This window comes from Mesorhizobium sp. CNPSo 4670, assembly GCF_057784235.1.
The window spans coordinates 58,851-75,090 of record NZ_JBWJFQ010000026.1; the positions used below are offsets into that span (position 1 = coordinate 58,851).

General features: G+C 57.6%; 20 protein-coding genes. 4 read left to right on the plus strand and 16 right to left on the minus strand.

The window, feature by feature from the left end:
• Positions 1-7: 7 nt before the first annotated feature.
• From AC0ZT5_RS30580 to AC0ZT5_RS30600, 5 genes are all read right to left on the minus strand, one after another.
• Positions 8-970 carry a substrate-binding domain-containing protein gene (locus AC0ZT5_RS30580; protein WP_488499465.1) on the minus strand — a complete coding sequence of 321 codons (963 nt, stop codon included), beginning with the start codon at positions 968-970 and terminating at the stop codon, positions 8-10.
• A gap of 54 nt (positions 971-1,024) precedes the next feature.
• Positions 1,025-1,639, minus strand: coding sequence for an ABC transporter permease (locus AC0ZT5_RS30585; RefSeq protein WP_488499466.1), 615 nt, complete (start codon positions 1,637-1,639; stop codon positions 1,025-1,027).
• A 315-nt stretch (positions 1,640-1,954) separates the two neighbouring features.
• On the minus strand, positions 1,955-2,308 hold the full coding sequence (locus AC0ZT5_RS30590) for a P-loop NTPase family protein (protein ID WP_488499467.1): 354 nt from the start codon (positions 2,306-2,308) through the stop codon (positions 1,955-1,957).
• Positions 2,293-3,081, minus strand: a complete 789-nt coding sequence (locus tag AC0ZT5_RS30595; RefSeq protein WP_488499468.1) for an ATP-binding cassette domain-containing protein — start codon at positions 3,079-3,081, stop codon at positions 2,293-2,295. The genes AC0ZT5_RS30590 and AC0ZT5_RS30595 overlap by 16 nt, the downstream gene beginning before the upstream one ends.
• Positions 3,048-3,392 carry an ATP-binding cassette domain-containing protein gene (locus AC0ZT5_RS30600; RefSeq protein ID WP_488499469.1) on the minus strand — a complete coding sequence of 115 codons (345 nt, stop codon included), beginning with the start codon at positions 3,390-3,392 and terminating at the stop codon, positions 3,048-3,050. Before AC0ZT5_RS30600 ends, AC0ZT5_RS30595 begins: the two co-directional genes overlap by 34 nt.
• A gap of 191 nt (positions 3,393-3,583) precedes the next feature.
• On the opposite strand from AC0ZT5_RS30600, the gene AC0ZT5_RS30605 reads away from it, so the two are divergent.
• Entirely contained in the window at positions 3,584-4,492 is a 909-nt protein-coding gene (locus tag AC0ZT5_RS30605) for a LysR substrate-binding domain-containing protein (RefSeq protein ID WP_488499470.1), read from the plus strand.
• A gap of 124 nt (positions 4,493-4,616) precedes the next feature.
• On the opposite strand, the gene AC0ZT5_RS30610 is transcribed toward AC0ZT5_RS30605, so the two are convergent.
• Entirely contained in the window at positions 4,617-5,879 is a 1,263-nt protein-coding gene (locus AC0ZT5_RS30610) for a type II toxin-antitoxin system HipA family toxin (RefSeq protein ID WP_488499471.1), read from the minus strand.
• Entirely contained in the window at positions 5,857-6,126 is a 270-nt protein-coding gene (locus AC0ZT5_RS30615) for a helix-turn-helix domain-containing protein (RefSeq protein WP_488499472.1), read from the minus strand. Before AC0ZT5_RS30615 ends, AC0ZT5_RS30610 begins: the two co-directional genes overlap by 23 nt.
• Positions 6,127-6,196: 70 nt before the next feature.
• On the opposite strand from AC0ZT5_RS30615, the gene AC0ZT5_RS30620 reads away from it, so the two are divergent.
• A complete protein-coding gene (locus AC0ZT5_RS30620; RefSeq protein ID WP_488499473.1) occupies positions 6,197-6,451 on the plus strand; it encodes a hypothetical protein in 255 nt (84 codons plus the stop codon).
• A gap of 349 nt (positions 6,452-6,800) precedes the next feature.
• Here AC0ZT5_RS30620 and AC0ZT5_RS30625 read toward each other — a convergent pair whose 3' ends face one another.
• The 9 genes from AC0ZT5_RS30625 to proX all read right to left on the minus strand — a co-directional run bounded on the left by AC0ZT5_RS30625 (position 6,801) and on the right by proX (position 14,237).
• A complete protein-coding gene (locus AC0ZT5_RS30625; RefSeq protein WP_488499474.1) occupies positions 6,801-8,048 on the minus strand; it encodes a M24 family metallopeptidase in 1,248 nt (415 codons plus the stop codon).
• A gap of 93 nt (positions 8,049-8,141) precedes the next feature.
• On the minus strand, positions 8,142-8,324 hold the full coding sequence (locus AC0ZT5_RS30630) for a tautomerase family protein (protein WP_488499475.1): 183 nt from the start codon (positions 8,322-8,324) through the stop codon (positions 8,142-8,144).
• Positions 8,325-8,511: 187 nt separating this feature from the next.
• Positions 8,512-9,279: an SDR family NAD(P)-dependent oxidoreductase gene (locus tag AC0ZT5_RS30635; protein WP_488499476.1), complete on the minus strand. Its 768-nt coding sequence runs from the start codon at positions 9,277-9,279 to the stop codon at positions 8,512-8,514.
• Positions 9,280-9,388: 109 nt separating this feature from the next.
• On the minus strand, positions 9,389-10,078 hold the full coding sequence (locus AC0ZT5_RS30640; RefSeq protein ID WP_488499477.1) for a 2-oxo acid dehydrogenase subunit E2: 690 nt from the start codon (positions 10,076-10,078) through the stop codon (positions 9,389-9,391).
• Positions 10,078-10,314: a biotin/lipoyl-containing protein gene (locus AC0ZT5_RS30645; RefSeq protein ID WP_488499478.1), complete on the minus strand. Its 237-nt coding sequence runs from the start codon at positions 10,312-10,314 to the stop codon at positions 10,078-10,080. The genes AC0ZT5_RS30640 and AC0ZT5_RS30645 overlap by 1 nt, the downstream gene beginning before the upstream one ends.
• A gap of 30 nt (positions 10,315-10,344) precedes the next feature.
• Entirely contained in the window at positions 10,345-11,346 is a 1,002-nt protein-coding gene (locus tag AC0ZT5_RS30650) for an alpha-ketoacid dehydrogenase subunit beta (protein WP_488499479.1), read from the minus strand.
• Between the two features lie 4 nt (positions 11,347-11,350).
• Entirely contained in the window at positions 11,351-12,367 is a 1,017-nt protein-coding gene (locus tag AC0ZT5_RS30655; RefSeq protein WP_488499480.1) for a thiamine pyrophosphate-dependent dehydrogenase E1 component subunit alpha, read from the minus strand.
• A gap of 107 nt (positions 12,368-12,474) precedes the next feature.
• Entirely contained in the window at positions 12,475-13,224 is a 750-nt protein-coding gene (locus AC0ZT5_RS30660; protein WP_488499481.1) for an SDR family NAD(P)-dependent oxidoreductase, read from the minus strand.
• Positions 13,225-13,259: 35 nt separating this feature from the next.
• Complete coding sequence (gene proX / locus AC0ZT5_RS30665; RefSeq protein ID WP_488499482.1) at positions 13,260-14,237, minus strand: glycine betaine/L-proline ABC transporter substrate-binding protein ProX; 978 nt, start codon at positions 14,235-14,237, stop codon at positions 13,260-13,262.
• A gap of 349 nt (positions 14,238-14,586) precedes the next feature.
• On the opposite strand from proX, the gene AC0ZT5_RS30670 reads away from it, so the two are divergent.
• Positions 14,587-15,348 carry an SDR family NAD(P)-dependent oxidoreductase gene (locus tag AC0ZT5_RS30670; protein WP_488499483.1) on the plus strand — a complete coding sequence of 254 codons (762 nt, stop codon included), beginning with the start codon at positions 14,587-14,589 and terminating at the stop codon, positions 15,346-15,348.
• 9 nt (positions 15,349-15,357) lie between these two features.
• The gene (locus tag AC0ZT5_RS30675) at positions 15,358-16,170 is read left to right on the plus strand and encodes an SDR family NAD(P)-dependent oxidoreductase (protein WP_488499484.1); all 813 of its coding nucleotides are present in this window, start codon (positions 15,358-15,360) and stop codon (positions 16,168-16,170) included.
• The last annotated feature ends 70 nt before the right edge of the window (positions 16,171-16,240 follow it).

Below are 16,240 nucleotides of genomic sequence, written 5' to 3' on the forward strand. Positions count from 1 at the left end.
GTGGCGGTCAGTTGCTCGGGGGAAAGACGCGGGCGATGACCTTCTTGGCCTCGGGACTGTCGACCTTGTCGGCGGTAACGAGCGGCATGACCAGGGCCAGGTCCTGGGTCACTGGAGCGCCCGTCAAGGCGTTGTAGACCTGTTGGGTTCCGTCAATGCCTTGGCCCACCGCCTCCTGGAAGAAGATGCCCTGGATCGCTCCCTTCTTGAGCAGTGCGATCGTCGTCGGCGAGCCGTCCGCAACGGTAATGCCGATCTTGCCGGTCAGGCCGCGGGTCCCGGCAACCTTGGCGGCGCCGGTGCCGGCTTCGTCATACATGCCGTAAATGGCCTTGACGTCGGGATTGGCGGTCAAGAGGTCGTTTGCCTGGGTGACGGCTTCGTTGATGGTGAGGCCGCGTGTTTCCAGTATCTGGACGAGATCGCAGCCGTTGGCGGCGAAGGCTTCCTTGGCGCCTTTGAGATATTTCTGCGCATTCTCCCGATCCTGCGGCAGCGACAGCATGCCGACCTTTTTGCCGCCACGCTCCTTGGCGAGGTCGCAGGTGAATTTCCCCTGCACCTTGCCCGTCTCATAGTTGTTCGCGGTGACCGAGGACGTATAGTTTGTGAGGCCCGGTTGCGGCCCGATGCCGGCGAACGCGATCGGCACTTTCTGCTTTGCCAGATAGTCGAGCAGCGGCGGTGTCGAGGTCGAGCTGACGGGGCCGATCACGATGGCCGCGACGCCTTTCGTCACGGCAGTCCGCGCATTGTCCATCTGCTTGGCGGGTGAGTTTTCCGAGGTGTACTCGACATAGTCCATGCCGAGTTCCTTGGCCTTCTCCTTCACGCCGTAGCCGACCCATTGCCAATAGGAGATGTCGAGCGACGGGGCGATGTATGCGACGGTCTTCTTGTCTTCAGCGTACGATGCGCTTGACAAGGCGGCCGTCGCCAAAGCTGCGATCAGGATGCTCTTCAACTTCATCTTGGTTCCACCCGTTGATGATCTAGATGCGGTTCTTGTTGCTGAAGCGGTCGATCAAAACCGCAAGCAGGATTGCAGCGCCTGTAACGGTTCTGGATGCAGGTGAATCATCAGCGCGCCCAGCACGGCGCCGATCGCGCTGCCGGTTCCGCCAAAAAGGCTGGCCCCGCCGATGACGACGTCGGCAATCGCCTGCAGCATCAGGCTGGCGCCGGCCGTGGCTTCGGCGTTGAGGATGTAGCTGACCGTCAGCAGCCCCGCGAAAGAGGCAAGCAGGCCCGAAGCCACATAGGCCGCGAACTTGATGCGCAGAACCGGGATGCCAAGCAGCTGTGCCGCAATTGCCGACGAGCCGACGGCATAGAACCAGCGTCCGAGCACGACCTTGCGCAGTACGTATTCCAGCGCGACCATCAGTACGATGCAGAACAGGAGATGGTTGGGCATGCCGGGAACGATCTCGCCCGAATTCAGGAGCCAGAAATCCGGCGCGCCGATAGGCATCGAACGACCATTGGTGACGATGAAGGCCAGACTGCCTGCCACCGCGTAGGTGATCAGCGTGACGACAAAAGGGGCGAGCCCGACGACGGTGACCAGAAGACCATTGATCGAGCCGAAGACAAGGCCGACCGCCAGGCCGGCAGCACTGGCAGTCAGTCCCGTCATCGCCACTGGCCATCGCCAGCGCAGTCACCATCCCGGTCAGGGAAAAGACGGAACCGACCGAAAGATCGATGCCGCCGGTGACCACGACCAGCAAAACACCGAGCGACATGATGATGAGAGGCGCGGCGGCCTGGATGATGTTTTGCAAATTGCCCATGCTGAGTGCAGCGGGCACGAACATACCAACGGCCAGCAGCAAGACGACGATTGCCGCAGCAATCGTGGCTTCCGTGCGGTAGGACAAAAAAACGGCTGGGACGCGCGAGTTGGCGGTCCGGAATTTGTTGGTGGTCGTGTTGCTGTTGGTCGCGTCGGTCATGCCGCCATCCCCGTCAGTTCGGCGAGCCCGTCTTCGGTGTAGTGCTCTTCAGGCAGGAATCCCCTTGGTCGCCCATCAGTGTCGAAGGCGAAAATTGCGTCGCAAAGCTCGAGCAGTTCGACATTCTCGGTCGACCACCAGATGATGATCGCGCCGGCGTCAGCCATCTCCCGGATCAGGGCGTAGATGTCATGTTTGGTGCCGATGTCGACGCCTCGCGTCGGCTCTTCCAGCACCACTATCTTGAGCGGCAGCCCAAGCCAGCGTGCGACGAGAAGCTTCTGCTGGTTGCCGCCGGACAGCGAAGCCGGCAGGTCCCAAATCGAGCCGGCTTTCAGTTTCGCCGACACGAGATCACGGCATTCCTGCCTCTCGGACCTGGCAACGATCCGCCGCTTCTCGCGAACCCTACGTGCTGCAAGCACATTGTCGACGATTGGAAGCTGCGAAAGGATGCCCTTGGTTGCTCGGTCGCCTGAGACGAAGCCAATCCCGGCGCGCGCCGCTGCTGCTGGGGATGAGAAGCGGTCCGCAAAACCCTCGCCGGAAAGGCACCAGCCAGCCCCGGGCCCGGCGCAAGGGGAGCTATGAGACCGGTCGGACCCGCGGGTGCGCCGGCCAGTCCCAGGATGGTGCCAGACGAAATCGCGATCCTGACGTCGCCGGGGCCAAGGAGTTCGACTGGTACGCCCTGTCGGAGGTGTTTTTGCGGGTTGCGGTGCACTGCCGAACGCTGCGCGGGTTGTCCCATCTGCTGGACGATTTCGGCGTCGCTGAGCGACGCAAGCGGCGTGGCATTGGCGATCGTGACGCCATCGCGCAAGATCGTGCAGACATCGCAAAGCGCGCGGATTTCGCGCATACGGTGAGAAACAAAGACGATGCCGATGCCTTCCTCGTGCACCAAGCGCTTCAGCACCGAGAAGAGTTTGGCAGTCTCGCCGGCGGTGAGATTGGCCGTGGGCTCGTCGAGAAGCAGCAGGTCGGCTCCGGTGGAAAGGGCGCGAGCGATCTCGACGATCTGGCCCTCGTGGAGCGACAATTTGCGTGCTGGCAGATCGATGATCTCTTCGCCGATCGCTGGGTCGATCAGCCGGAGCGCTCTGAGCGCGGTTTCGCGCATGCGGCGACGGCTGATCTGCGACCAGGCTGACGTTGCATGCACAATGCCGAGGCGACGTTAATTTCGCCGGCATCGCGTGATGTCAGCCCCGTGATGATGCGGATGAGAGTGCTTTTGCCAGCGCCGTTACCGCCCAGGAGCGCGTGGATTTCGCCAGCCCAGACCTGAAAACTCACCCCTCGCAGGACCCGTGTTGCGCCGTAGCTCCTCTCGACATTGGAAGCTTCGATCAGAAGCTTCCTGGTCGATGCCTGTCCAACTCCAAGCACATTGGCGACGCTACCCAAGCTTTGGGCTGAACCTGGTTCCATCCCTGTATCTCCTCCCGAGACCACAGGATGATGCGACCGATTGACATTCGGCTCAATTCTCGTTTCTTAACATTCTGTGTAGCTGAACTTAACTGATTGACCAGGCCGATGTCGGATTTCAAGTTCAATTCGATGACCCATTTCGAGGCGGTTGCACGCCTCGGTGGCGTGGCTCTGCACAGGAGCTGCGGGTGACACCTTCGGCGGTCAGCCAGCAGCTGCGGCTTCTCGAACACCAACTCGGCGTACGGCTTTTTCAGCGCGAAAAGCGCCACCTCTCGCTCACGATCGACGGTGAACGGCTTTTCCAGACCACGACCCAGGCCTTCGAATCCATACGCGAGGTGCGAAACGCCATCGTGCGGCAGCGTGAAAGCTTCCAGCTCAGCTTGCGCGTCAGTCCTTCCTTCGGTGAGAAGTGGTTGGCGCCCCGATTGGCTGAGTTCAGCAAGGACTATCCGAGCTGGAACCTGCGAGTGGACGCCACGCCCAATTTCTCGGACTTCGAAACCGAGGTCATCGATCTCGATCTTCGTTATGGCGATGGCGGCTGGGCCGGTCTCTACTCGGATTGTGTTGTCAACGACCTTATCCTGCCGATGTGCTCGCCTTCCTATCTTGCCGAACTGCGCACAATTTCACTGGATCCGCGCGAGCAGCTTCGCCATGCGCGGTTGATCGACAGTGTGAAGGCCTACTTCCGGTGGGATTATTGGCTGCCGCGCAACGGTATCCAGGGCGCGCGCATGACCTATCCCTATCGTTTCGACCGTTCGTCAATGTCGGTTCAACTGGCGAAGGACGGAGCAGGCGTCGTCCTGGAAAGCACATCCATCGCATTCGAAGACCTTGTGTCGGGCGCGTTGGTGCCGATCTCGACCGAGTTCGACGTCACTGAGTTTCCAGGCTATTGGCTGGTCTGTCCTTCGCGGCACATGAATCGGCGTGCGGTTCGCTTGTTTTCGGAATGGGTATCACGGGTCGGCAAGCGCGATACCGATCTGGCTCGCCAATTTCTGGCAGATAAGGAACTTCGCATATCGTTCGAACGCCGGCCGCATTTCGGCGAACAGGGCGACAGAACGGCGCCAATGGCGTGATCTGGCAATCTTGCTAGACGCCGCGCATCACTCGACCTTAAGCTTGGCCGAGCCGACAGCACCTGGGGGCTTATAGCTTAAATACTGGCTGTTATGTTCATGGCGCCCAGAAATAGCTTATATCCTAGCCGTTTTGTGTTGCCGGTTCGCACGGAACCTCTATCAAGTGGATCGTCTTTCCTTCGCAAAGCGAGCCCACTCCGGCTTGCCATTCCCTGAGCATCCTTTCACCGACCCAAGGGAAGCGGGACTCTTCAAAATAGGCCTTCGCCCGTCTCGAAACGTCTGAGATCGTGTCGCAGGTCTGCTCTACGATCTCGGCTACGCGTCCCGGTCGGAGGTTCGCCCGGGTAACGCCAAGCCGATCGAGCCTCTTTCGGTCGGGCCAGGCAGTGGAGCCGTCGAGGGTGAGCGCCATGGCATCGTTCTTAATGTAGGCCCTGGTCGTGATGAGGTCATACACGGGAGCCAGCCTTACCGGACTTTCCGCGTCTTTGTAGACGATGCCAAAATTCTTCAGGTGGGCATCGCCATTGCGGATGGCGCAATTAATCACAAACAGGCGGAAAGCCACTTCCAATGACCCGACGGCATTTTCGGGAGAGACGAACTCCTTGATCCGCTTGAAGAGCTTTGTTTCGTATCCTCCGTTGTACTTGTCCTTGCTGGTTACGCCGTTCAGCACGCAGAAGTCCTCATATCCGAGGTACAAGCCATCGGTTAGGTCGAATCTCTCGACCACGAGGGCGAGACCATCCTCGGATAGCCGGAAGTCCGGCACCTCGAGACCGACTTCCTGGGCTGCCATAAGGCAGAAGAATTCGTTTGCCGCCAATTCGGGATACTCATCGGGGTCCCACATTTTGACGATGTGGGTAGCTCCGCGGACGCTGAGGGACCCACGTCCGTCTGACTGCTCATCCTCCCTGGCTCGCACCAGCACCTTCGGCTGCACTCCGGCCACCCCTGAATGGACTGCGTATGTTTCCAAGAGCTCGTCATAGAGATCGCCTGCCCGACGGGCGCGCAGCAGGTCGTCAATGCTTCGGAAAGGGACATCCTCCACCAGTTCCTCGTCCATGCCAGTGAAGCGGATGCGGCCGATTTGCGACCGACCGACGACGGCCAGCAGGTCGATGTCGTCGAAGCGGCCCAATGCCTTGGCGAAGGCCGTCCGGATCTTCCCTTCAAGGGCTCCCTCCGGCAGGTTCATGTCGAAAATGGGAAGGAGGCCGAACTTCGAATTCCATGATTCGGTCCGTTTGGGCATCGTGAGCGACACGGCGTCACGGTCGTCGGCCTTTACGTCGTACACGAAAGTCGAACCACGCTTGCCGGACCTGTCCAACACGCCGACTGACTTGCTACCTACCCATACGCGGAGCATCGTCTTCCTCCATGATGTCTTCGAGCGTGGGCCGCTTGTTGTTGAATGTCGTCAGCCGAAAATCCAGCCCTACGATGTTCATGAGCGTGAGCACGCCTTTGAAACCCATGTCGGATACCCTGCCGTTCTCAAGCGCCTCGATCCTCGCCCGACTGACCCCAGAAAGTTCGGCGAGCTTTTCCCGTGTCACCTTGCGCTGCTTTCTGGCATTCTTGATCTCGTTGCCAAGGTCGATCAGATCGATCATCTTCGCCTCACAAAATAGCTGTTTTGCGGATTTTGCGAGATAATAGCTTACATACTGGCTGTTTTCAAGATTGCATCAGCTAAAACTCGGGCCGCGGCATCACGCCGATCATAATCAGCATGCCGAACATTCTCATCCCATCATCGGCATGCTGCTCAAGGATGCCTGGCTCGATGATAAGGACGTTCCAGTGCTGGTCGTGCCATCTATGCCGTTCGTGCAGCGTTATCCAAGGTCTTTGACGGGACCGGGTCGGCGCTACTTGACGTCAGGATTTGGTGCGCGAAGCCTGGGTTTCGACCAGCGTGCCAACAGCCATGCCTGAACCTTCGACAGTCCCAAACCACACATCTTGAGGTCAAGGGGATCCATTGCGGATCGAGACCCGGGTCGCGCCCGGTCCCCTTCAGCCTCAACGGTCGACCTATGCACGGCTGCGACGTGTTCCCCGAAAAGGCTTCCATCACCGCGTCCATAGCCGTCGACGCCGCCGCCGATTGCTGTGATTGACCACCGTCGGTCCGTGCGGGTCGAATGCGACCGTTGCAAGCGGGTTCGCAATAGTCGCCATAGCAAAAGGTGACCGGCGCTGCTTGGGAGCTACTTGTTAGCGCCGGCCAGGCGGATCAATGTCCGCCGTAGGCCCAAAAATAGGGGTGCATCGAAGAACCAGGCTAGTCGAGAAGGCGTTCTTCGAACGGATACGTCGACAGCAATTCGTACCCGTCAGTCATCACCAAAACCTGTTCTTCTAGCTTCACACCGTCTGGCTCACCTACGGCGCCAATGTAGGATTCAACGCAGATGACCATGCCAGCTTCAAGGGTCGCATCGTAGGCGACAGGGCCCCTGAAAATCGGTTTCACCTGCGGATATTCGTCACACATTCCGACGCCGTGCATCAGGCTCGGGTAGGCCTGCTCACGGAATTCTTCCGGCACCGGCCAAGCCAACGTCTGGAGTTCCTTCATGGAAACACCCGGGCGCACGAGCTTCATGTTGGTGTGAAGCTCGTCGTAGGCGTACCGGTAGAGTTGGCGTTGTCGGGCGGTTGGCCGGTCCTTGCCGTAGTAAAATGTCCGAGAAATATCACAGAAGTAGCCAAACGGGCCGACCATATCGGTATCAAAACCCACCAGGTCTCCTGGCTCGATGACCCTTTGGGTCGCTTCCTGCAGCCATGGATTAATGCGCGGTCCGGACGCGAGCATCCGCCCTTCGTGCCAGCCGCCCATATTGGAGAGGTTGGTGTAATTGAGGACCCCCCAGAGTTGCACCTCAGTCACACCGGGTCCCATGCTGGCCTGCATCCGGGCGATACCATGCTCAGCCACGGCGCATGCCCACCGAATGCATTCGACCTCATCAGCCGACTTGATGACACGCGCACCTTCGGCAATGTCAACGGCGTCGATGACCTCGATTCCGCGCTGGAGTAGCGCCAGCGTGATACTCGGGTTCACATATTCAATCGCAACCCTGCGATTGGTGGAACCTATCTCGCTGAGGTACTGAACAATATCATTCGCGAACAGCCGGGCATTCTCCGTCAGTTCGCCGCCGCCTTCGAAAAACGAAATCGCCCGTCCTGGACGCGATACGTCGGCGGAACACTCATTGCCAAGCCCAGCATGCAGAACGATCGGTCCGTCAACAGGCATAAAGAGGTAGGTGACGGGGATATGCGATTGAAAAAGAGGGTAGACGTTGTAGTCGACCGCATAGCGAAGGGAGATAGGGCTGACTAGGACGCACATGGCGACGTTGGCGTCACGCATTGCAGTTTGGAGGCGGTCTTTGCGGTACTTATCGAGCCTCTGAAAGTCGATTTCCGGCATTTGCCGAAATTGCCGCAGATCGCTCCAGTTATCACGAATAAGGGAGCCGTCTGGATCCGATAACATCTCTTTGAAATTGCTCATGCGTTGTTCGATTCATCCAGCCGCAGTCGATCCGACATGCCCCCGGGGCTCGGATTTTTACTCCAGGCCTATTATCGCAAAGGTGTTGAGTGGCTACATGCGAGACCAGAGCTTGCCGCCGGTCGCCCAGTTATTCGGTGCGTACTCGTCAAAAACCACATGAACCTGTTCTGGTTTCAGGTCAGACTTTTCGCAGAACAGCCTGGTAATCTCGGCAGCAATTTCTGCCTTTTTGTCGTCGTCCGCCTTGAACGTTTCGATATGGATAACCGGCACAGTTTGCTCCTCGATTGTCTTCTGACACGCCTTGCTTTCGCGGTTCTAGACGCCCTTTCGTGATTGGCGCTTGACTTCGACAGTGACCTATTGGCGGAAACAGTTCAAATGAGTATTGCTGTTGGCCGTGATAACTAGGGGTCATGACCGTCACTTCGTCAGCGTCGCGTAGTTTGCAGCTGTGCCGTCACAACTTGGGCAGAGGTAGCTTTTTCGTACGGCCGCCATCGATGACGTAAACCTGCCCGGTGACGAAGGTGCTCTCATCAGAGGCTAACCAGACGGCCAAATTTCCTACGTCCCTCGGTTCGCCCAAGCGTCCGACGGGATGCATGGCGAGGAGTTCTTCGCGGGCTCGCGCGCTGTCGGACATGCCCCTGATGTAAATTTCGCTTAAATCGGACACGATCCACCCTGGGGCAATGGCATTGCACCGAATGCCCTCGTGCCCGTGGTCCACAGCGACTGCTGCGGTGAAGCCATGAATTCCCGCTTTCGAGGCTGCATAGCCTGCATGGCCCGGATTGGCTCCAAGGCCCTCGATCGAGCCAATATTGACGATGCTTCCATTTCCTCGCCGGCGAAGATGCGGAATCGCGGCCTTGGTCATCAGGAACGGGGCCTTCAGATTGATGTCCATCATCTGGTCCCAATCTTCCTCTGTCGTTTCCTCGACCGTCTTCTCGAAGACGATGCCGGCATTGTTGACAAGGATGTCGAGGGCGCCAAGGCGCTCCACCGCTGCCTCAAAACCTGCTGCTATCTCTTCGGACTTGGAGAGATCCGCCTTGACAAAAATGGCGTCTTCGGTGACCCCCACGAGCGGCGGGGGCCGATTACGCTGTATGATAGCTACGGATGCACCCTCTTCGATAAACCGTTGCGTGACGCCAGCGCCGATGCCACGGCCACCGCCAGTCACGATCGCACATTTGCCGGCTAGCCGATCACCCATGAAAGCCCTCATAAGAAAGTTCAATGCGACACGGTGGAGGGGCCTTGGTGACCCGCTTGTCGTCAAGAATCACTATCCAGCAACCGCTCGAATAGCCGCTAAGCAGCGATCAGGCCAAGCTTTCGGGGTTTCTAATGACATCTCGCAGCTCGATCAGGAATTTGCTCGCTTCCGCGCCATCAATTGCCCGGTGATCCACCGATAGGGTGAAGGTCATCATCGTTGCCGTGCGGGTATTCCCCGAGGAATCCGCTAGAACCCGTGGTACAGCGCTCCCTACGGCCAAAATGGCGCACTGTGGAACATTTATGATGGCGTCGAACTGCTCAACGCCATAGCCACCGAGATTGGATATGCTGAAGGAGCCACCCGAAATTTCACTCAGTTTCAGCGTATTGCGCGTAGCCCGGTCGACGAAATCCTTGGTCTCTGCGGCGATCTCCATGACCGATTTGGTTTCCGCGCTGCGCACCACAGGTGTCGACAGGCCGCCCTTGACTGCAATCACTAAAGAGATATCAGCGTTGTGATATTGGCGGATCGTGTTATCTGCCATCTGGCAATTGAGGGAAGGGTGCTTGACCAGCGAAACAGCCACCGCTTTAACTAGGCAGTCGTTGAGCGACACCTTATTGCTTGGATGGTATCCATTCAGCTCAGACCGCCAACGCATCAGCTTGTCGGCTTCAATGTGCGCGACCATACGGAAGTGCGGGACCGTCTGTTTTGCGAACGTCATTCGCGCCGCGATCGCCTTGCGTAAAGGCGACAGCGCCACCTCGGTGAACGAGTTCGACATCAGCTTGCAATCGTTCCAAGGACCGCATTGACATCGACCGTGGTGCCAACTTGGGCAACAATGGTCGCCAACGTTCCTGACGCCGGTGCTTCGATCTCCACGGTAGCCTTGGCCGTCTCGACCTCTACAACGATCTCTCCTTCCTGCACTTGATCGCCAACGTTTTTCAGCCAGCGAATGACCGTTGCTTCCTCGATGCCCATTCCGCTGGATGGGAGATTGATGTCGACTGTCATCTTGGTATCCATTCGATATCTTTACGACGTTTAGAGGAGCCTACGTATAGCGGCGATAATGCGGTCCTTCGTGGGATAAAAGCCCTTCTCGAGCGCGGGACTGAAGGGAACGTGGATGTCCGGCGCACAAACCCGAAGGATCGGACGTTTCAGCAGATCAAAAGCCTCTTCCGCCATCACCGCGGCAATCTCGCTTCCCACATTGCAAACACGATGAGCGTTCTCGACGATCAGAAGCCTCCCAGTCTCCGCCAAGGATAGTTTGATTGTCTGATAGTCGAGCGGCTTCAGCGTGCGAGGATCGATCACTGCGACCGAAATCCCTTCTTTCGCGAGTGCATCAGCCGCTTCCATTGTCGGCCGGACGGCACTTGCGATGGTGACGAGCGTCACATCTGTGCCCTCCCGTTTCACATCGGCCTTCCCGATCGGAATGACGTAATCAGGATCTGTCGGAACATCCCCTTTGACCCCCCAAAGGCGAGCATCCTCAAACATGAGAACCGGATCGCCGTCGCGAATTGCCGCCTTCATGAGGCCCTTCATATCAGCGGGGGTCGACGGGCAGATGATCTTGAGGCCTGGGACGTTCATGAATAGTGGGTAGGGCCGGTCCGCATGTTGAGCCGCCTTCGAGCCCGTAGGATACATGCAGCACCGGATCACGATGGGAATATCGATCTGCCCTCCGGTCATGTACTGTAGCTTCGCGGCCTGATTGATAATCTGGTCGGCCGCGAGATAGACAAAACTGGCTATGGTGAGATCGACGATCGGCCGCAATCCATTGATGGCTGCTCCAATGCCGATGCCCGTAAAACTTCCTTCTGAAATAGGCGTGTTCCAGACCCGTTTCTTGCCGAAAGTATCAACAAGTTTGAGGCCCCCATACAGGGGGACGTCTTCTCCCATAAGCACGACACGATCGTCGCGCTCCATTTCTTCGAACTGAGCTTGGACAAGCGCATCGATGTAGGTCATCTGCCTATGTGCGGCCGGGACTTCGGAAAGTGTTAGCGCATCATCACGCATGCCATTAGATCCTCTCGAGCCCGGCGACGAAGTTATTGTGCCCGATGAGAGGCGTGTTAAACATGTAGTCGGAGAGCGTCTCTAGCTGGGGCAAGGGGCTCGCAAGGCCAAATTGAACAGCGTGCTGGACAGCCAGGGAAACCTCATCCTCGATCTGAGCGAGAACCTGTTGAGTCACTCCGTCGTTGAGTAGGGCTCCTCGATAGAGAACAAGGGGATCCCGATCCCGACGATAACTTTCAATCTCCTCGGTGGAGCGATAGGGCGCTCCCGGAATGGCCAGGCCCGCATTGTGTTCGTCGAAACGATAGGTGTTTGCGACGATGAGGGTAGGCCCATTGCCGGCTCTCGCCCGCCGCACTGCCGGCTCAGTCGCGGCAAAGACCGCATCAACATCTTGTCCGTCGACGTTGACTCCCGGCATTCCAAATCCGGCCGCTCGCAATGCGATGTCAGGTTGCCCGTGAGTCTGAGCCACCGAGACGGTCACGGCATAGCCGTTGTTCTCGCAAAGATAGATCACCGGCAGTTTCCAGAGCGATGCCATATTAAGGCTTTCGTGGAAGGTGCCCTGGTTGACGGCCCCATCGCCAAAGAAACACAGGGAAACCTGATCGACGCCTCGAACCATGGCACTGAACGCGCAACCGGTGGCAAGGGGAATACCGCCCCCTACGATGCCAGATTCACTGATGATCCCAACCGACCTGTCTGCAAGGTGCATCGAACCTCCTCGGCCCTTGCAGATACCGCCTTCCTTGCCCATCAACTCTGCCATCAAAACATCGAGATGCCCACCCTTTCCGATGGGGTGCCCATGCGAGCGATGCGTTCCGGTCATGGCGTCGTCATCGCGCAGTGCGAGGCAAGAGCCTACGATCGCAGCTTCTTGCCCAATGCTTGTATGGAATACACCAGGAATTTTGCCGCCCTTGAACAGTCGGCTACCTTCCTCTTCAAACCGCCGAATTCGCAGCATCCTGCGGTAGGCTTCTAATCTCTGCTCGCCGCTCAAGTGCATCTTTCAAGGCGCTCCATATTCAAAGCTCCGCTTAAACCAGGCGGGCAGGTTCTAATGTGTGCCGTCGGATGAACTCTGGTCCGTCCCCGCCAAAGCCCATCGCCGTTCTAGCCGCCCATATACAAACCACCATTCACGTGAATGGTCTGGCCCATGATGTAGCTCGCAGCATTGCTGCATAGGAACGCCACTGCGTTGCCAACGTCTTCGCCAGTGCCGAACCGGCCTGCCGGAGTAGCTGCCAGCCAGATGTCACCTTTCTTCCGCAGAAGTTCGGCCACCATGGGGGTGTCGATGGTTCCAGGTGAGACGTTGTTAACCCGGATTTGGGGTGAAACCTCTTTGGCAAGTGATTTGACAAAGGCTAACACGCCACCTTTAGAGGCTCCATAGTGGACGTGCTCAGCCGATGAGCCTTCATGCGCGGCAGATGACGCAATGGTCACTATAGACCCCCCCGGCCGGATATGAGGGATGGCTCTCCGACACAAATAAAAGACACCATCAAGGTTGATCGACATCATTCGGCGCCATTGCCCGTCGGTCATTGTCGCGAATGGTTGATCCTCGAAAATGGCGGCCGCAGGTACAACATGGTCAATGTGACTAAACCGGGAAACGCAAGTAGCTACGACGCTCTCTGCGTCAGCAGGGCTGCTTGCGTCATATGCGATTGCAACGACCCGCTCGCCGGCGGGATCCAGCGCCGTCGCCAAGCGCGACACGCCGGCGCCGTCGTAGTCCGCGAGGACAAGTCGAGCGCCAAGTCCATGCAACACCCGGGCAATGGCGCTGCCGATGCCGCCGGCAGCGCCCGTTACTATGACGGATTGATTTGCAAGACTGCTTTCAGTCAATTCCGTTCTCCGTCATTGGGATAACGACAGCAGTCCTAGTGTGCAGCCTTGGCCTGGGAGATCCAGTCGTCCCATTTCGATTTGTTATTGGAGATCCATTCCATGGCGCGCTGCTTGATCTGCGCGTCCGATTTCTCGCCGTGGTAGATCCGGAGATCTTCGGCATTCAGATCATCCAACGGGATCGCAACCAGCTCGAAGAACTTTTTCGCAGATGGGTTCTCGTTGATGAACTTGGTCGAAGCCGCGACCCGTTGCTGGATCATGGGAAATCCCAGATTCCCAAGGCCGGGAATTTCGGTACTGGCCGTCTGACCATCGGGCAAATCCGTCTTTTTGACGTTAAGCCAAACAACTTCCTTGCCAGGTTGAAGAATGCTAGAAAGCCAGAACGGGGTCCACGTATAATAGATTGTTGGTTTACCCTCTTTGATGCGCTGGATAGCATCGGGGATGATAGCGAAGTAGCCGCCCTGTTTCTCGTCTACGGTGTCACGCAGGCCGTACGCGTCGAGATGATGTTCAATGATCCGTTCGCAGCCCCAACCCGGATCGCAGCCGTAGATGTCTGCTTTACCGTCACCATCGATATCAAACAGCTTTGCTTTCGCTGGATCTTTCAAATCTTCTAGGTACTTGATCCCAGTTGCATCCGCGGTCTTCTTGTCAATCAGGTAACCTTGTACGTTATTCGCTGATAGCAGACCGAGTGTAGTCAATACAGCAGCGCCGCCGTTTTCTGCGATGTATTGGTTGTGAATCGGATCGGCAAAGGCCGCGTAGAATGTGACGTCGCCTTTTGCGAGGGCTACGTAGGCCAGCTCAATCTGCAATTGGACGGGATCCGCTACGTCATATCCGAGCTGGTGCAAACCCTCGCCGACGATGTACGTCTGCATGAGTTCCTCCGTAACGCCATCCCAACCTGGAACCACCTTCTCAGCAGCGAACGCGGTCGGCGACATCAGGACAGAACTTAACAAAATCGTGCGAAAAAGCGATTTCATGGTCATACTCCCATTTCCCATGTTGTTGCAATTTATAGGCGTTAGCGGCTTCTGATATCGCTTCGCAATGCCACCACCCGGCCTACCCGGCGTTATGAGTTGGTCGGCCTTCTTTTCGGTGCCTTTTGTTTGTCTCGTTAGCCATGGTGCGAGCTATAATGGCGCGTGCACCACACTTCAAATGAGTATTAATGGGGTCCCGGATAACCAGAGGTCATGACCTACCGCCATGACTTCAGCTTGTCTGGCGCATGACTTTTTGGTCGCTTGCAGAGAACCGGCGAGGGGGCCTAGATCACCAAATCTGCCCGGCGGCGCTGTCGTCAGGCCTAATCCTATAATAGGCAATCGGCATATGACGCAGTCCAAGAAAATTGTGATCGTCACGGGCGCAACTTCGGGAATAGGCGAAGCTGTCTCAGAGGCCTTTGGCACAGCAGGGGCGACGCTTGTACTGGTTGGCCGCGACCGGGACCGAGGTCAACGGGCCTTAGAGGCAGTCGAAAAGCAGGGCTGCAAAGCCCTATTGATGCTGGGTGACGTGGCTGACTCGTCCTTTGCCGATCAAGTGATCACGTCCACCATCGAGAGGTTCGGACGGGTAGACGTTTTGGTCAATAGCGCCGGGATTATCCGGCGGGGGAGTGCCCTTGAGACCACTGACGACGACTGGCGCGAGACGTTCAACGCGAACGTAAACGGCGTGTTTTATTTCAGTCGCGCAGCCGTGAAATCCATGCGCACGACCGGGGGCGGAAGTATTGTCAACATAGCTTCGAATGTTGGTTTGGTCGGTTGCCCTGGGCTGGTGGCATATTGTGCTTCGAAAGGTGCAGTCGTTCTTATGACGCAGGCCATGGCTCTTGATCACGCCAAGGAGCAGATCACCATTAACGCGGTCTGCCCCGGCGCTGTGGATACACCAATGCTGGTCTCGGCCCACAGCAAGCCTGTTACAGCAGCAGAAATCCTGCAGAGAAACGTCGATTCAATACCTCAGGGCCGGGTCGCGACGCCCAAGGAAATTGCCAGTTTAACGCTTTTTCTAGCGAGCGAAGGCGCCCGGCACATCACCGGGGTAGCTATTCCAATAGATGGCGGATTCACGGCAGGATAGGAGGATATTTTGGCCAATCGGGTATCAGGCAAGGTTGCCATCGTTACGGGCGGGAACCAAGGCATAGGGCGTGCGATAGCAGAGAAGCTTGCACAGGAGGGCGCCATCGTTGTCGTCGGTGACCTGCGCGACGATCCTTCTTCCCATTCCCATGGCGGCAAGGAAATTACCTCTCTTTCCCTCGATGTCACCAAGGAAGTTTCGATCCGCACATTTGTCGATGAGGTCCTCCAGAAATTCGGCAGGATCGATATTCTCGTCAATAATGCGGGCCTGGTCATGCACAAGTCCATTGATGACCAGACAGCCGAAGAGTGGGACCGGCTCATGGCGGTCAATCTCCGCGGCCCTTTCCTGATGGCAAAATATGTGGTCCCGGAAATGAGGCGTCAGGGCGCCGGTGCCATTGTCAACATTGGGTCGGTCGAAGGGTACATGGTCAACCCATGGCACACTGCTTACGCGGCTTCGAAGGCCGGCGTGCACGGTCTCACGCTCGGGCTGGCCGTCGATCTTGGGCCCGACGGCATCCGTGTCAACACCGTTTGTCCGGGCTGGATCGACACCGATCTTAATCGTGCATACGTCGAGATGCACCCGGATCGAAGCTTGATTGAACGGGAGTTGGGGCAGCTTCACCCGGTGGGAAGAATTGGCGCTCCGAAGGAGATAGCCAATGCGGTCCTGTGGTTGGCCAGTGACGATTCCAGTTTTGTGAGCGGTGAAATGGTCTCCGTCGATGGCGCGCGCACCAAGAAGATTTCCTTGCCGGCGATTTTGGATGAAGAGTATCGGGCCAAGCTGACGAAAACCCAGGCATAACGGTGCGCCGGAGCAAGGTTGCCGCGCAGGGACTGCAGCACGGGCCTAGCGAACTCCTGCCGAACGGCTG

Bases quoted from the DNA above. Each gene is read 5' to 3' on its own strand.
- AC0ZT5_RS30580 (WP_488499465.1), bottom strand. From the start codon at position 970: ATGAAGTTGAAGAGCATCCTGATCGCAGCTTTGGCGACGGCCGCCTTG.
- AC0ZT5_RS30585 (WP_488499466.1), bottom strand. From the start codon at position 1,639: ATGACGGGACTGACTGCCAGTGCTGCCGGCCTGGCGGTCGGCCTTGTC.
- AC0ZT5_RS30595 (WP_488499468.1), bottom strand. From the start codon at position 3,081: ATGCGCGAAACCGCGCTCAGAGCGCTCCGGCTGATCGACCCAGCGATC.
- AC0ZT5_RS30600 (WP_488499469.1), bottom strand. From the start codon at position 3,392: ATGGAACCAGGTTCAGCCCAAAGCTTGGGTAGCGTCGCCAATGTGCTT.
- AC0ZT5_RS30610 (WP_488499471.1), bottom strand. From the start codon at position 5,879: ATGCTCCGCGTATGGGTAGGTAGCAAGTCAGTCGGCGTGTTGGACAGG.
- AC0ZT5_RS30615 (WP_488499472.1), bottom strand. From the start codon at position 6,126: ATGATCGATCTGATCGACCTTGGCAACGAGATCAAGAATGCCAGAAAG.
- AC0ZT5_RS30625 (WP_488499474.1), bottom strand. From the start codon at position 8,048: ATGAGCAATTTCAAAGAGATGTTATCGGATCCAGACGGCTCCCTTATT.
- AC0ZT5_RS30635 (WP_488499476.1), bottom strand. From the start codon at position 9,279: ATGGGTGATCGGCTAGCCGGCAAATGTGCGATCGTGACTGGCGGTGGC.
- AC0ZT5_RS30640 (WP_488499477.1), bottom strand. From the start codon at position 10,078: ATGTCGAACTCGTTCACCGAGGTGGCGCTGTCGCCTTTACGCAAGGCG.
- AC0ZT5_RS30645 (WP_488499478.1), bottom strand. From the start codon at position 10,314: ATGACAGTCGACATCAATCTCCCATCCAGCGGAATGGGCATCGAGGAA.
- AC0ZT5_RS30650 (WP_488499479.1), bottom strand. From the start codon at position 11,346: ATGCGTGATGATGCGCTAACACTTTCCGAAGTCCCGGCCGCACATAGG.
- AC0ZT5_RS30655 (WP_488499480.1), bottom strand. From the start codon at position 12,367: ATGCACTTGAGCGGCGAGCAGAGATTAGAAGCCTACCGCAGGATGCTG.
- proX (WP_488499482.1), bottom strand. From the start codon at position 14,237: ATGACCATGAAATCGCTTTTTCGCACGATTTTGTTAAGTTCTGTCCTG.
- AC0ZT5_RS30670 (WP_488499483.1), top strand. From the start codon at position 14,587: ATGACGCAGTCCAAGAAAATTGTGATCGTCACGGGCGCAACTTCGGGA.